At 72.6% G+C, this 15,332-nt stretch carries 11 protein-coding genes and 1 pseudogene; all 12 read left to right on the plus strand.

All coding sequences use genetic code 11. The features are described 5' to 3' along the window. The first annotated feature begins 80 nt into the window (after nucleotides 1–80). The 12 genes and pseudogenes from D7318_RS26570 (at nucleotide 81) to D7318_RS26625 (ending at nucleotide 15,205) form a co-directional block, all read left to right on the plus strand. Nucleotides 81–1,685 carry an ABC transporter substrate-binding protein gene (locus tag D7318_RS26570; protein ID WP_230424115.1) on the plus strand — a complete coding sequence of 535 codons (1,605 nt, stop codon included), beginning with the start codon at nucleotides 81–83 and terminating at the stop codon, nucleotides 1,683–1,685. Then, nucleotides 1,685–2,638: an ABC transporter permease gene (locus D7318_RS26575; protein ID WP_120699748.1), complete on the plus strand. Its 954-nt coding sequence runs from the start codon at nucleotides 1,685–1,687 to the stop codon at nucleotides 2,636–2,638. Before D7318_RS26570 ends, D7318_RS26575 begins: the two co-directional genes overlap by 1 nt. Next, entirely contained in the window at nucleotides 2,635–3,531 is an 897-nt protein-coding gene (locus D7318_RS26580) for an ABC transporter permease (protein ID WP_120699749.1), read from the plus strand. The genes D7318_RS26575 and D7318_RS26580 overlap by 4 nt, the downstream gene beginning before the upstream one ends. After that, a complete protein-coding gene (locus D7318_RS26585; RefSeq protein WP_120699750.1) occupies nucleotides 3,528–5,273 on the plus strand; it encodes a dipeptide ABC transporter ATP-binding protein in 1,746 nt (581 codons plus the stop codon). Before D7318_RS26580 ends, D7318_RS26585 begins: the two co-directional genes overlap by 4 nt. Further along, nucleotides 5,270–6,352, plus strand: a complete 1,083-nt coding sequence (locus tag D7318_RS26590; protein WP_120699751.1) for an LLM class flavin-dependent oxidoreductase — start codon at nucleotides 5,270–5,272, stop codon at nucleotides 6,350–6,352. Before D7318_RS26585 ends, D7318_RS26590 begins: the two co-directional genes overlap by 4 nt. Continuing rightward, the gene (locus D7318_RS26595) at nucleotides 6,349–7,680 is read left to right on the plus strand and encodes an LLM class flavin-dependent oxidoreductase (protein ID WP_120699752.1); all 1,332 of its coding nucleotides are present in this window, start codon (nucleotides 6,349–6,351) and stop codon (nucleotides 7,678–7,680) included. Before D7318_RS26590 ends, D7318_RS26595 begins: the two co-directional genes overlap by 4 nt. After that, entirely contained in the window at nucleotides 7,677–8,768 is a 1,092-nt protein-coding gene (locus tag D7318_RS26600) for an LLM class flavin-dependent oxidoreductase (RefSeq protein WP_120699753.1), read from the plus strand. The genes D7318_RS26595 and D7318_RS26600 overlap by 4 nt, the downstream gene beginning before the upstream one ends. Further along, complete coding sequence (locus D7318_RS26605) at nucleotides 8,765–9,913, plus strand: MsnO8 family LLM class oxidoreductase (RefSeq protein WP_120699754.1); 1,149 nt, start codon at nucleotides 8,765–8,767, stop codon at nucleotides 9,911–9,913. The genes D7318_RS26600 and D7318_RS26605 overlap by 4 nt, the downstream gene beginning before the upstream one ends. 248 nt (nucleotides 9,914–10,161) lie before the next feature. Beyond that, a pseudogene (locus D7318_RS26610) lies at nucleotides 10,162–11,186 on the plus strand (tyrosine-type recombinase/integrase). Then, a complete protein-coding gene (locus tag D7318_RS26615; RefSeq protein WP_120699755.1) occupies nucleotides 11,183–11,509 on the plus strand; it encodes a helix-turn-helix domain-containing protein in 327 nt (108 codons plus the stop codon). The pseudogene D7318_RS26610 and the gene D7318_RS26615 overlap by 4 nt, the downstream one beginning before the upstream one ends. Before the next feature lie 758 nt (nucleotides 11,510–12,267). Next, the gene (locus D7318_RS26620; protein WP_220729820.1) at nucleotides 12,268–13,821 is read left to right on the plus strand and encodes a hypothetical protein; all 1,554 of its coding nucleotides are present in this window, start codon (nucleotides 12,268–12,270) and stop codon (nucleotides 13,819–13,821) included. 505 nt (nucleotides 13,822–14,326) lie between these two features. Then, entirely contained in the window at nucleotides 14,327–15,205 is an 879-nt protein-coding gene (locus D7318_RS26625) for a hypothetical protein (protein ID WP_120699756.1), read from the plus strand. Nucleotides 15,206–15,332 lie beyond the last annotated feature (127 nt).

Raw genomic sequence — 15,332 nt, forward strand, 5'->3', positions numbered from 1 at the left:
CATACATGTGGATACATGTAGCCGCAACAACTCGGAGGGAGAGTGGTGCCACCCCTTGTCGAGCCCCACGGAGTCGCATGATGGCACGCCGTCGTCTCGCCCTGCCCGCAGTCCTCCTGTTCGCCGCCGGAGCCCTCGCCGCGACCGGCTGCGGCGCCTCCGAGTCAGGCGCGGGCGGCGGAACGCCCGAGGCGGGGGGCGAGCTGACGTTCGCGCTCGCCTCCGACCCCGGCTGTGTGGACCCCCAGCAACAGGGCAACAACGACGCCATCTACCCGGCGAGGCAGCTGGTCGACTCGCTGACGGACGAGGACCCGGAGACGGGCGACATCGTGCCGTGGCTCGCGGAGAGCTGGGAGGTGAGCGAGGACGCGCGCTCCTTCACGTTCCACATCAGGGACGACGCGACGTTCAGCGACGGCACCCCGGTGGACGCCGAGGCGGTGCGCGCGAACTTCGACAGCATCGTCGAGCTGGGCGCCAGGGCCGCGCTCGGCAGCAGCTATCTCGCCGGGTACGAGGGCACGACGGTGGACGACACCCACACCGCGACGGTGACGTTCGCCGAGCCCAACGGCCAGTTCCTGCGCGCCACCACGACGTTCTCGCTCGGGCTGCTCGCCGAGGCCACCACGTCGCTGCCGCCCGAGGAGCGCTGCACGGACAACATCGTCGGCTCGGGTCCTTTCGTGCTCGACGAGTACCGGCCGAACGAGGTGGTGGTCGAGACCCGCCGCGAGGACTACGCGTGGGGCTCGTCGCTGTGGCGGCACGAGGGGCCCGCGTATCTGGAGCGGCTGACGTTCGAGGTCATCCCCGAGTCGGGGGTGCGCACCGGGGCGTTGCGGTCGGGGCAGGTCGACGCGATCGGCGGCGTCGCGCCGCAGGACGAGGCGGGCCTCGATGACGGGGGGTTCACGGTGCAGAGCCGTGTGAACCCCGGGCTGCCCTTCGGGTTGACGGCCAACATCTCGCGGCCCGCGGTGAGCGACCAGGCCGTGCGCCGCGCGGTGCTCCTCGCGATCGACCGGCAGGAGGTCGTGGACACGGTGCTCAGCCCGTCGTTCAGGCCCGCGACCAGCACGCTCGCGCACACCACCGACACCTATCTCGACCTGTCCGCCGAGCTGACGCACGACACGGCCGAGGCCGAGCGGCTGCTCGACGAGGCGGGCTGGCGCCCCGGGCCCGACGGCGTCCGCGTCAAGGACGGCGAGCCGCTGACCCTGACCGTGCTGTGGGCGGAGAACTTCGGCCCCAACGAGAACGCGCTCCAGCTCATCCAGCAGCAGCTCCGCGCCATCGGCGTCGACCTCACCCTGAGGTCCACGAGCATCGCGGAGTTCACGGCGCTGCGCGAGGAGGGCGACTTCGACTACACGTGGGGCAACGCCACCCGCACCGACCCCGACATCCTGCGCACCCAGTTCTCCGCCGGGCTGGTCAACGTCGCGCGCCTGCCCGACGGTTCGCCGCTCGAGGAGGCGCTCCAGGCGCAGAACGCCGTGGCCGACCCCGAGGCGCGGGCCGAGCACTCGGCGGCCGCCCAGCGCCTGGTGCTCGAAGAGGCGTACAGCGTCCCGGTGTTCGAGCTGACCACCGTGCTCGGGATCGCCGACCACGTCCACGACCTGGACTTCGAGGCGTCCTCGCGCATCCAGCTGCACGACACGTGGGTCTCCTGATGGCGCGGTACGTGGCCTGGCGCCTGGCGCAGTCCGCGCTGGTGCTGTGGGCGGCGTTCACCGTGGCGTTCGCCGCCCTGTACCTGCTGCCGAGCGACCCGGTGAGCATCATGGCGGCGGGCGGCGGCGAGGCCAACGCCGTCAGCGACGAGCAGATCGCCGACCTCCAGCGGGTCCACGGCCTGGACCGGCCCCTGTGGGAGCAGTACCTCGACCGGCTGGGCAACGCGCTGACCGGGGACTTCGGGCTCTCGGTGCAGACCGGCGACCCGGTGACCGAGGTCATCGCCGAGGCGCTGCCGGGCACGCTCCAACTGGCGGGCGCCGCCCTGGTCCTCGCGGTCGCGGGGGGCGCGGGCCTGGCGCTGCTCGCGACCTGGACGCGGGCGCGGTGGCTGCGCCAGGTGCTGCTCTCGCTGCCCGCGCTCGGGGTCTCGGCGCCGACGTTCTGGGTGGGGCTGCTGCTGGTGCAGCTGGTGTCCTTCCGCTGGGGCCTGCTGCCCGCGTTCGGCCAGGAGGACTGGCGCGCGCTCGTGCTCCCGGCGGTCACGCTCGCGCTGCCGACCGGGGCGGTGCTCGCGCAGATCTTCGCCAGGAGCCTGCGCACCGCGCTGGTCGAGCCCTACGCGGACACCGCGAGGGCCAAGGGCGCCTCGCGGGCCAGGGTGCACTTCGGGCACGCCGCCCCCAACGCGGCCGTGCCGCCGCTCACGGTGACGGCGGTGCTGCTCGGCAACGTGCTGAGCGGGTCCGTGGTGGTCGAGACGGTGTTCTCGCGCTCGGGGCTCGGGCGGACCACGGCCGCCGCCGTGGACGCGCAGGACATCCCACTGGTGCTCGGCATCGTCGCGTTCGGGGCCGCCGTCTATGTCGTGGCGAACCTGCTGGTCGACCTGGCCCACCCGCTGCTCGACCCCAGGGTGACCGTGGGCGGACCGGCGGTGGCGGCATGAGCGGGCGGGCGGTGCGGGCGATCGCCCCGGCTCTCGCCGGAACGGGCGGGGCGCGGGCGCGGCGGGCGCTGGCCTTCTGGGCCAGGCGGCCCGGGCTCGTGGCCTCGGTGCTGCTGATCGCGACGGTGCTCACGGCGGCGGTGGCGCCCGGGCTCTTCACGTCGCAGGACCCGCTCACGGGCGTCCCTGCCGACCGGCTGCTCGCGCCGAGCGCCGACCACCTGTTCGGCACCGACCAGTTGGGGCGCGACCTGTTCACCAGGACGGTGCACGGGGCGGCCGAGTCGCTGCGGGCCACGGCGCTCGCCGTCGGGCTCGGCCTCGTCGTGGGCTCGGCGTTCGGCCTGGTGGCGGGCGCGTTCGGCGGCCTGGTGGACGACGCGCTCATGCGCGTGGCCGACGTGCTGCTCTCGATCCCCGCGCTGCTGCTTTCGCTGACGGTGGTGACCGCGCTCGGCTTCGGCACGGTGAACGTCGCCATCGCCGTCGGGGTGACCAGCGTCGCGAGCTTCGCGCGCATCATGCGGGCCGAGGTGATCCGCGTGCGGGACGTGGGCTATGTCGAGGCGGCCTACGCCTCAGGGGTGCGGCGGCCCACGGTGCTGCTGCGCCATGTGCTGCCCAACGCGTCGGGTCCCGTGCTGGTGTTCGCGGCCGTGGAGTTCGGCACGGTCCTGCTCGCGGTGTCCGCGCTGAGCTTCCTCGGCTACGGCGCGCAGCCGCCCGAGCCCGAGTGGGGCGCGCTCGTGTCCGACGGGCGCGACTACCTGGCCACGGCGTGGTGGCTGACCACCCTGCCGGGGCTGACGATCGCCGCCACGGTGCTGGCCGCCAACCGCGTCGCGCGGGCCCTCGAGGCCGAGGAGACACAGGACAGGGAGCCGCTGCCATGACCACCACACCCTCGGCGCCCGAGGCGTTGACCGGTGAACGGGGGCCGCGCGGGCCCGCGTTGCTCTCGGTGCGCGGGCTGCGGGTCGCCTATGGCACGGCCGAGGCCGTCAGGGGCGTGGACCTCGACGTGCGGCCAGGGGAGACGGTCGCGCTGGTCGGCGAGTCCGGCTCGGGCAAGTCCACCACGGCGCACGCGGTGGTCGGGCTGCTGCCGCGCGGGGGCCGGGTGACGGAGGGGCGCGTGTTCTTCGACGGGGCCGACCTGCGGACCGTCGGCGAGAAGGAGCTGCGCGCGCGGCGCGGCGCGCACATCGGCCTGGTGCCGCAGGACCCGCAGCTGGCGCTCAACCCCATGCAGCGCGTGGGCCGTCAGGTCGCCGAGGCGCTGCTCATCCACGGCCTCGCGACGCGCGAGGCGGCGCGGGGGCGCGCGGTGGAGCTGCTCGGCGAGGCCGGGCTGCCCGAGCCCGCCGTCCGCGCCCGGCAGTATCCGCACGAGCTGTCGGGCGGCATGCGGCAGCGGGTGCTGATCGCCATCGCCCTGGCCGCGCGGCCCCGGCTGCTGATCGCGGACGAGCCGACGAGCGCACTCGATGTCACGGTGCAACGGCAGATCCTCGACCATCTCCAGGGCTTGGCACGGGAGTTGGGCAGCGCGATGCTGCTGATCACCCATGACCTCGGCATCGCGGCGGACCGCGCCGACCGCACGGTCGTCATGGCCGAGGGCGAGGTCGTCGAGAACGGCCCGACGCGGGCCGTCCTCGGCAGCCCGGACCACCCGTACACGCGGCGGCTGCTCGCCGCGGCGCCGAGCCTGTCGAGCGCCCGCCTCGTGGCGCCCCGCCCCGCGTCCGCCGCCGGGGAGCCCGATCTGGTGGTGGCCGAGGGGCTGGTGAAGGACTTCCCGCTGCCGCGCTCGGTGGGCCGCCGCACGCTGCGCGCGGTCGACGACGTCAGCCTGCGCGTCGCGCGGGGCGAGACGCTCGCGCTGGTCGGCGAGTCAGGCTCGGGCAAGTCCACCACGGCCCGCCTGGTGGCGCGGCTCACGGCGCCGACGGCGGGCACCGTGACGTTCGACGGCACCGACATCACGGCCCTGTCGGGCGGCGCGCTGCGCAGGCTGCGGCGGCGCGTGCAGGTCGTCCACCAGAGCCCCTACGCGTCGCTCGACCCGCGGTTCACCGTGGCCGCGCTGATCGGCGAGCCGCTGCGCGCGTTCCGCACCCATGGGCGCGCGGCGCGCGTGCGCAGGGCGGCCGAGCTGCTCGACCGGGTCGCGCTGCCCGCGAGCGCGCTGCGCCGCAAGCCGGGCGAGCTGTCGGGCGGGCAGCGGCAGCGCGTGGCGATCGCCAGGGCGCTCGCCCTCGAGCCCGACCTGGTGATCTGCGACGAGCCCGTCTCCGCGCTCGACGTCTCCGTGCAGGCGCAGATCCTCGAACTCCTCGCCGAGCTCCAGCGCGACCTCGGTCTGAGCTACCTCTTCATCTCCCACGACCTGGCCGTCGTCCGGCAGATCGCCCACCGGGTGGGCGTGATGAGCGAGGGGCGGCTCGTGGAGACCGGGACGACGGATGACATCTTCGCCGCGCCCCGGCACGCCCGCACCCGGGAGCTGCTCGCCGCCATCCCGGGCACCACCGCCCCGGACGCCGCCGTCCCGGGCGCGGGGGCGGCGGGGCGGCTCGCCAAGTCCCCGGCGGCACCGGCACATTCCCGGCAAGAGAGGCGATCACCATGACCCTGCGGCTCTCGACAGCACTCGACGAGCCGGGAGGCGCGGCCGACGCGTGGGGCACCCCGCGCCCGGCCGACCACTGGCTCGCACTGGTCAGGCGCGCCGAGCGCGCCGGGCTCGACTTCGTCACCCTCGGCGACTCCTTCGCCCCGCCCTCGCCGGGCGGCGGACGCCTCGACGCGGTGGCGGTGCTGGCCTCGGTGGCGCCCAACACGGAGCGGATCGGGCTCGTCCCCACCGTCACCACGACGCACACCGAGCCGTTCCACACCGCGTCCTCGATCGCCACCCTCGACTTCGTCAGCCGGGGCAGGGCGGGCTGGCTCGTCGACGTCTCCACGGGGCTCGACGAGGCGCTCGCGTTCGGCCGCCGCGACCCCGCGCCCCCGGGCGAGCTGTGGTCCGAGGCCGCCGACGCGGCGGAGGTCGCGGCCAGGCTGTGGGACAGCTGGGAGGACGACGCGGAGATCAGGGACGTCGCGACGGGCCGCTTCATCGACCGCGAGAAGCTGCACTACATCGACTTCGAAGGGCGCGCGTTCAGCGTCCGGGGCCCCTCGATCGTGCCGAGGCCTCCGCAGGGCCGCCCGCCGGTCGTCGTGGCGCTCGACGAGCGGGCCCCGGGCGAGCGGTGGGAGCTCGCCGCCCGGCACGCCGACATCGTGCTGCTGACCGCCGCGAGCCCGCCCGCGGTCCAGCTGGCCCGCTCCGCGCTCGACGGGCGCGTCGCGGCGGCGGGGCGCGACCCCGGCGCGGTGCGGCTCCTCGTGGCGGTCGCGATCGACCTGGCGGGCGGCGGGAGCGGCGGCGAAAGCGGGGACGGCGGCGGGCCGTTGCGCTTCTCGGGAACGCCCGAGAGCCTGGCCGTGCTGCTGGCCGACTGGTACGCGGCCACGCAGGCCGACGGATTCCATCTGCTGCCCACGGCGCCCGAGGCCGATCTGGCCGCGGTGGCCGACGCGTTGGTCCCCCTGCTGCGCCGACGGGGCCTGCTGCGCGCCGGATACCGCGGGCGCACGCTGCGCGACCACCTCGGCCTGACCCGTCCCGCAAGCCGCTATGCCACGGAGGTGCCCCAGTGACCGACCCGGGTGAGCACGCCCGCCCGCACCCGCCCAAGCAGATCCACCTGGCCGCCCACTTCCCCGGCGTCAACAACACCACCGTGTGGAGCGACCCCGAGTCGGGGAGCCAGATCGACTTCGCGTCGTTCCTGCACCTGGCGCGCACCGCCGAGCGCGGCAAGTTCGACTTCTTCTTCCTGGCCGAGGGCCTGCGGCTGCGCGAACGCGCCGGGCGCGTCCACGACCTCGACGTGGTCGGCCGCCCCGAGTCGCTGACCGTGCTGTCCGCGCTCGCCGGGGTGACCAGCAGGCTCGGCCTCGCGGCGACGGTGAACGCCACGTTCAACGAGCCCTACGAGCTGGCCCGCCGCCTCGCCTCGCTCGACCACCTCTCCGGGGGCAGGGCCGCGTGGAACGTCGTCACGTCGTCGGACGCGTTCACCGGCGAGAACTTCAGGCGCGGCGGCTACCTCGACCGCGCCGACCGCTACCTGCGGGCCGCCGAGTTCGTCGGGCTGGCCCGCGCGCTGTGGGACGGCTGGCCGCCGGGGGGCCCGCCCACGAAGGTGACGCACACGGGTCCGCAGTTCCGCGTGTCGGCCAGGCCCGCGCTGCCGCGCAGCCCGCAGGGGCACCCCGTCGTCATCCAGGCGGGCGACTCGGACGAGGGGCGGGAGTTCGGCGCGAGCACCGCCGACGTCATCTTCAGCAGGCACAGCACCCTGGAGACGGCCCGCGCCTTCTACAAGGACGTCAAGGCGCGGCTCGCCGCGCACGGGCGTTCCCCCGACGAGCTGAAGATCATGCCGGGGGTGACCTATGTGCTGGGCGACACCGAGGCCGAGGCGCGCGAGCGCGCGGCGGCGATCAGGCGCCAGCAGGTGAGCCCGCAGACGGCCGTGGCCTTCGTGGAACGCGTGTGGGGCCGCGACCTGTCGGGGCTCGACGTCGAAGGGCCGCTGCCCGACGCCGACCCCGTGCCGGACAGCGACCTCATCCAGGGCTGGGCCCACGCGGGCGACCGCTTCGGGGTGGCCGAGCAGTGGCGGGCGATCGCCGAGGAGAAGAAGCTGTCCGTGCGGGAGCTGGTGATCGAGCTGACGGGGCGCCAGTCGTTCATCGGCACCCCCGCGTCGGTCGCCGCCGAGCTGGACGCGTATGTCCAGGGCGACGCCGTGGACGGGTTCATCCTCGTCCCGCACCTCACGCCAGGGGGCCTTGACGACTTCGTCGACCGCGTCGTGCCACTGCTCCAGGAGCGCGGCACGTTCCGCGCCGACTACGCGGGCACGACGCTCAGGGACCACCTGGGGCTGCCCGCCGTTCCCCGGGAGCCCGCGTCATGAGGTTCTCGGTGCTGACGATCGTCGCCAACGCGCCCGACCCGCTGACCGGCGAGGTCGTGCCCGCGCACACGCGCCTGGCCGAGGTCGTCGAGACGGCCGTCGCGGCCGAACGCCTCGGCTTCGACGCGTTCGCCGTCGGGGAGCGGCACGCGGGCGCGTTCCTCTCGTCGAGCCCCACCGTGCTGCTCGGCGCCCTGGCGGCCCGCACCTTCGGGATCCGGCTGATGACCGGCGTCACCGTGGTGTCGATCCTCGACCCGGTCCGGGTGGCCGAGGACTACGCGACGCTCGACCAGCTCTCGCGCGGGCGGATCGAGCTCGTGGTGGGCAAGGGCGCGGAGGCCGGGCACTTCGACCTGTTCGGCCTCGACGAGGACAGGCAGTGGGAGTACCAGGCCGAGAAGTACGAGCTGCTGCGGCGGCTGTGGCGCGAGGAGGACGTCCACTGGGAGGGCGCGTTCCGCCCGCCGCTGCGGGGCGTCACCACCGTGCCGCGCCCCTACGCGGGGCCGCCCGTGGTGTGGCACGGCTCGGCGACCAGCCTGCACTCCCCCGAGCTGGCCGCCAGGCACGGCGACCCGCTCTTCGTCGCCAACGCCGTCCAGCCCAAGGCCGCCTACGCCAAGCTGCTGGCGCACTACCGCGAGCGGTTCGCCGCCCACGGGCACGACCCGGCCACCGCCTTCGTCGGCGCGGGCTCGGGCGGGCTGCTGATCGCGGACACCACCGAGAAGGCCGCCGACCTGTTCCGCGAGCGGTACGAGGAGCGCGTCCGGCAGAGTTACAAGCCCCACCTGGCCGGGAAGCCCGGCTACAACACCCCGTTCCGGACCATCGAGGACGCCATCGCGAACGGGCCGCAGCTCATCGGCAGCCCCGAGCGCGTCATCGAGAAGATCCTGGAGAACCACGCCGCCTACCGCCACGACCTGCAATCGGTCACGGTGGACGCGTTCGGGCTCGGCCTGGCCGAGCAGATCGAGCAGTTGCAGCGCTTCGCCGAGGAGGTGGCTCCGGTGGTGCGCCGTGAGGCCCCCACCCGGCTGTGGGCCCAGGATCCGGTCACATCTCAGGAGGCATCCGCATGACCTCACCGTCCGGCACCCCCTTGTCCGTGCTCGACCTCTCCCCCGTCCCCTCGGGGGCCACCGGGCGCGACGCGTTGCGCAACAGCCTCGATCTGGCGCGGCGCGCCGAGGAGTTCGGCTACCACAGGTACTGGGTCGCCGAGCACCACTTCGCCGAGGGCGTGGCGTCATCGGCGCCCGCCGTGCTCATCGCGCTCATCGCGTCGGCGACCCGCACGATCCGGGTGGGCTCGGGCGCGGTGCTGCTCGGGTACTACGCGCCGGTGACGGTCGCCGAGCAGTTCGGGACGCTGTCCGCCGCGCACCCGGGGCGGATCGACCTGGGGATCGGCCGGTCGGGCCCCGGGCACGTCAAGGAGTTCAGCGCGCGGCAGACCGCGCCGGGCGCGGCGCCCGTGGCGCCCAACCGCGAGGTGCGGGGCCTGATCATCCCGGCCCCCGCGCGCACCCGGTTCGGCGACCCCGCGGTGCGCGAGCGGCTGGCCGCCCAGCAGGCGCTCCTGCACGGCAGGGAGGACGCGGGGAAGAACTACCTCGGGGAGGTGCGGGAGATCCTCGACCTCATCGGCGGCTCGTTCACCACGGGCGACGACCTCGCGCTGCGCGCCCCCGCGGCCGAGGGCGCGGACGCGGAGATCTGGCTGCTGGGGTCGAGCGCGGGCGCGAGCTCGACGGCGGCGGGCGCGCTCGGCCTGCCGTTCGTGGCGAACTACCACGTCAGCCCGTCCTCCGTGCTCGAGACCGTCGACGCCTACCGCGCGGCGTTCGTCCCCACCGCCGAGAGGCCGCGCCCGCACGTCATGGTGTCGGCGGACGTCGTGGTGGCGGAGGACGGGGAGACCGCGCGCCGCCTGGCGTCGCCCTATGCCCGCTGGGTGCTGTCCATACGCTCGGGCGCGGGCGCCATCCCGTTCCCGACCCCCGAGGAGGCGGCGGCGTTCGCGTGGACGGACGAGCTGCGCGACCTGGTGGCCGACCGGGTGGACACCCAGATCGTCGGGGACCCCGAGACGGTGGTGGAGCGCCTGACCGCGCTGCGCGAGGCGACCGGCGCGGACGAGCTGCTGATCACCACGATCGCGCACGACCACGGGGAACGGGTGCGCTCCTACGAGCTGTTGGCCGACGCGTGGGCGAAGGGGTGAAACGCGATGAATTGCGGTAGCTGCAACAGTTCGTAGTGCATCGACACGGTTGTTTCTGCTGATCAGCCCTCTGCCGCCGGGAGGGTGCGGATCCGGGGTGGCGGCTGATCAGCCGGCATCGACGTGGACGCAACATTGATGCATCTGATACAACGGCGAGCATGATCGCTGAGGCACCGGGTTCGGTGCGTCTCGTGCTGGCGCCGAACGTCGTCCACCTGGACCCGGAGCCGGCCGTCTCGGCCGCGATGAGGGAGGGGTGGGCCCGGCAGCAGGCCGCCCGGTTCCTGCACGCGTCGACTATCCAGCCACGCCTGCGCCTGGTTGAGCGGTTCGGCGACTTCACGGGGCTGTACCCGTGGCAGTGGACCCCCGCTGACGGCGAGGCGTTCATCGTGCACCTCCGCAGCGGGCCCAAGCCGATCCGGATGTCCACGGCACGGGCGTACGAGGTCGTGATCGCCCTGTTCGTCGAGTACCTGCTCGACCGCCGGTACGGATGGGTCGAAGCGTGCCAGGAGCGGTTCGGCCTGGCACCGCAGGTCGTCTTCCACGAGGGTAACTCCGTCGTGCACTCGGCGGAGTACGAAGGCGATCCGCGGCGCCGGCCGCTGACCTATGACGAGGTCCAGGCGCTGTTCGACGCGGCCGACGCCCGTCCGCGGAAGATCCGGACCCAGGGCCGCAAGGGCACGCTCACCGCGCTGCGCGACGCGGCCGTGCTCAAGACGATCTACGCCTACGGCACCCGGCGCACCGAGTCGTCGAAGGTCGACTTGGTGGACCTGCGGCGCAGCCGGAAGGTGCCGCGGTTCGGGCGGTTCGGCAGTATGGCCGTCCGGTTCGGCAAGTCGTCGAAGGGTGCGCCGCCGAAGCGTCGGACGGTGCTCCTGGTCCGGGAGATGGACTGGGTGGTCGACGTCCTGGACGAGTGGGTGCGCGAGGTGCGCCCGCGGCTCTCGCCGGACCGACATCCTGCCTTGTGGGTGACGGAGCGGGTCGGCCGTATGTCCCCTCGTTCGATCAACGAGGCGTTCGTGGCGGCCCGGCAGGCCGCGGGGCTCGACGAGGAGCTCGACCTGCACTTCCTGCGGCACAGCTACATCACGCACCTGACCGAGTTCGGCTACCCGGCCCGCTTCGTGCAGGAGCAGGTGGGTCACAGCCATGCCGCCACGACGGCCGTGTACATGGGAGCTCGGACGAGTACCGCAACCAGCTTCTGGAGGCTTCGCTGAAGCGTCGGCTGGGTGACGACTGGGGCCTTGGATGATCAGGAAGATGGGCTACGAGTGGCGTCTGCGTCAGACGATGGCCGAGCAGGGGATGTTCCAGACCTCCGACCTGGTGCCGCTGCTGGCGGAACGCGGGGTGACCTTGTCGCGTGAGCAGGTCTACCGCCTGGTGACGCAGCCGCCCCAGCGGATGAGCATGGACACCCTTGTCGCGTTGTGCGACATCTTCGGATGCACGCCGAACGACCTCATCAAGCCGCTGGTGGTGAACGCCCAAGTGAGGAAGACCGCCGACGGCGAGACCGGGCCGCTGCCTCTGAAGGAGCGGCGCACCCAGATCCGGCGACCGGGCCGGCCGTGAGGCCCCCGACCCCGGACCAGGTCCGGTTGCGCGCGGAACTCGCCGCCGCCAGGGAGCAGATCGTCGCGCTGCTGCGGTCGGCGGTCGGGGATTCTCTGCATCCTGGGCAGGCGCAGAGCATGGTGGAGGAGGTCCGCGCGTGGAGCGGCCCGAACGCCTTCCGTCTCCTGCGCTACCTGTCCGGCCGGCCCGATGCCCTCAGTGCGCCCGGAGGGGACTGCCCGATCTCCGCCGCGCGTCTGATATCCCTGCTGGCCGCCGCCGGCTACGGCGACCGGGTCCACCTGGTCGCCTGCGCGGACTGCAAAAGAACTGACCCGATACCCCGCAACACCGGCCCGGCAGGACGGCTGTGTTCCCGCTGCGCCGCCGTGCGCGCCCGGAAACCGTGCGCACGCTGCGGCAGGCTCGCGAAGGTCTACGCCCGCCGCCCGGACGGCGTCATCTGCAAGCCCTGCCGCACCAAGGAGCCGGACGCCCGCAAGGAGTGCGGCGGCTGCCGGCGGATGATGGTGCCGGCCCGGCGCATGCCCGACGGCACCCACCTTTGCCAGACCTGCGCCCCGAAGACGCTCCGCACTTGTTGCCGTTGCGGCCGGGAGCGCCGCGTCAACGCCTGGACGCCTGGTGGGCCGGTGTGCAGCGGCTGCTACTCCAGCCCTCCGCGCCTGTGCGGTGTGTGCGGGCGGATCGCACCCATCAGTACCCGGGCCAGCGGAGCCGATCCGGACAGGTGTTACCGGTGCCGAGAACGCCGGGTGGAGATGTGCGGCGTCTGCGGGAGGGTCCGCCGGGGACAGCGCATCGACGGCGGCCGGGGCCCGTTCCACTGCGACTCGTGCGTCCCGCGCGAGGCCCGCAAGCGGACCGCCCGCGAGTGCGCCCTGTGCGACCGGGGGAAGACCGTCAGGATCTTCTGGCCGATGGGCCCGGTGTGCGGCCCCTGCTACCGGGCGGCCCTGTCGACGCCGACGCAATGCGCCTCCTGCGGCCGGCAACGCGTCCTGGTGGGGCGGGCGGCCGGCGGCGGCCTTCTGTGCAGGACGTGCGTCTTCCCCGGGGAGCCGCCGGAACGGTGCGGAGCATGCGGTGAGCCCGCGGACCTGCTGCCCGGCCGTCGCTGCCCGCGCTGCACCCTGGCCGCCCGCGTCACCGATCTGCTTTCCGTGGACGGGGCGGGCGTTCCCGAGCCTCTTCAGCCCCTCGCCGCGGTGCTGACCGGCGCGGACAACCCCTACCGGGTCCTGGAATGGATGCGTCGAAGCCCGGCCGCCCGCCTTCTCCGTCACCTCGCGCTTCAGCCCGACGCGCTCGACCACCAGGCCCTCGACGCCCTGCCCCACCGGGCCGTCACCGCCTACGTGCGCGGCCTGCTGGTCACCGCCGGCATCCTGCCGCCGCGCGACGAGAACCTCGCCCTTCTCACCAACTGGGCCGCACGGACCATGACCGCGCTACCGCCCCAGCACGCCGCCCTCATCCGCCCGTTCGCCGAGTGGCACATCATCCGCGACGCCCGCCGACGCTCAGCCCGCGGCCGGTACACCTACGTCGCCCACAAGGGCGACTGCGGCAACATCCGCGCCGCCATTGACTTCCTCAACTGGCTCGACAGCCACCGCCTCTCCCTGGCCGCTCTCGAACAGCGGCACCTGGACACCTGGGCAACCGGTCGGCCCAGCCTGCGCGCCCGCTCCATCCCCTTCATCCGCTGGGCCACCGCACGGCGCCTGACCGCCACCGGCCTGCTCATCGAGCACCCGCCCGCCCAACTCCCCGGCCACTTCCAAGTCGAGGCAGTCCACCACGAGGAACTGCGCCGATGCCTCAACGACACCGTGCTCCCCCTGGACGTCCGCGTCACCGGAGCCCTGGTCCGCCTCTACGCCCTACCGCTGACCAGGATCGTCGAACTCACCGCCGACCAGCTCCACCGCAACGAGGACCACACCTACCTGACGATCAACCGCCACCCGGTACTCCTCCCCCCGAAGCTCGCCCACCTCATCGACGACCAACTCCGCCACAGCACACCCCGCCACAGCGGCCCGCACGAGCACAGGTACCTCCTGCCCGGCCACATCCCCGGCCGCCCACGCAACCCCGCAGGGCTCGCGGACACCATGCGACGCCACGGCCTGCCCGCCCGCGCCGCGCGGAACACCGCCGTCATGGAAGCCCTGGTAGACCTGCCGCCCATGGTGATCTCCGACCTCTTCGGCATCCAGCCCAAGACCGCCGAGCGCTGGGCCACCCTCGCCGCAGGAAGCTGGGCAGACTTCCTGGCCGTCCGGGAAGGGAATCAGGGGTAGCAGCCGACACCGCCCAACGGTGGCATGGTCATCCGGACACCGTCGCCCGGCCCCAGCGAAGCAGACGGTCGGCGAAGGAGACCCTTCCGTATCCTCGGACCCCGTTTTCCCCTCCGCGGGAAGTCGTTGCGGGACCCCACGACACCGCTCGGCGCCGAACGCAGGAAGTCGAAGCGGAGGACTTCACCACGCTCAACGAACAGAGGGCCCACCGCGTCACGGGCAGTGACTCGCGATGGTCAGGGATTTCCAACGCCTTGTCAGCGTCTTGGTCGCCCGCCGGCACCGCTACACCGACGATCTCCGTCTTCCGCTGCTGGTCGGCCCACCATGTCACGGCTCCCAGCCCGGGTCCTCCTGGCCAGCCCGTGATCAAAACTCAGCTGTGAGTCAGTGGGATGTGCTGCGCGCCAGCAGACACCCCGGGAGGGATCCCGAGACCGTGAAGTAGATTCGTGTGGCCCGACTCCTCGTGGGGGCCGGTGTCGAAAGGAATCGATGACCAATGGGTCTGTTCGGTCGACGCAACGACAAGATCCTCCTGAAGAGCGCGCTGAAAGCTGCCGGCGGGCTTACCCAAACTGAGTTCGGCGCGCTTGTCTGCGAAGCAACCCGGCGTTCAACCGGGATCGTCATGACCGACGAGCAGATAGGCGTAGGTCTTTCCATGCTCGACGAGGCTTCAGGAAGAAAGAAGACAATCCCCAACACGCGAGTGCTGGCAGCGCTCCTTCCCACTGGCCGTGATCGAGCCCTTGCCGCAGCGTTTCCCATCTTCTTATACAGTCGGCTCGCTCGGTCGCTCCCGGAATTGGGTGGCGTCCACGTTCTCACCATCGACGAGCAGCACGCACGCCACGACACCGACCTGTATCGCACGATCAGCAACGAGCTGGACTGGAATCAGATCGGCCTGGTCTATGAAGACCAGGCGTCCGGGGAGAGGCAGGCTGCCTACGCCGCCACGACCACGATCGGAGCCGATGACCAGTTCAGACTCGACCGCACCACGGGCATGCTCGCGGTCATACGGTTACCCACATCCCCTTCGCGCTACGCCAGCCGCTACCCCTGGCGGACCTATCTACCGGACACGGAAGACATTATTGGCGCCAGGAGTGTTGAAGGCATTGGAACCGTCCGCCTACCCACGAGCGTTCCAGGCATTGAAATTGGAATGCCGAAGGAAGAAGTCTTGAGCTGCCTGGGCGAGCCCAGCGTTAAAACCAGCGCTAAGGAGGTGCATGGCAGAGCCGAGCACGTGGAATTCCTAGGGGGAGTCCCGGAATATGACCTGTGGTATTACAGAGACGTTCCGACTCCCGGAAAAGAGATACTTGTCAGGCTCGTTAATGACAAAGTTGCAACGGTTGACGTTCGCTAGCCTTGATCTTTCGCGAGGGTCCGCCGACGGAGTCGGTGGACCTCGTGCTTTCCGGAGCTGATGGCGGGCAGGCTGGTGACCCGGTTGTCGCGTCGGGTGGGCGCCGGGTTCCACTGCCCGGGGCGGG

The sequence above is a fragment of the Streptomyces radicis genome (assembly GCF_003626575.1).
Taxonomy (GTDB): Bacteria; Actinomycetota; Actinomycetes; order Streptomycetales; family Streptomycetaceae; genus Streptomyces; species Streptomyces radicis.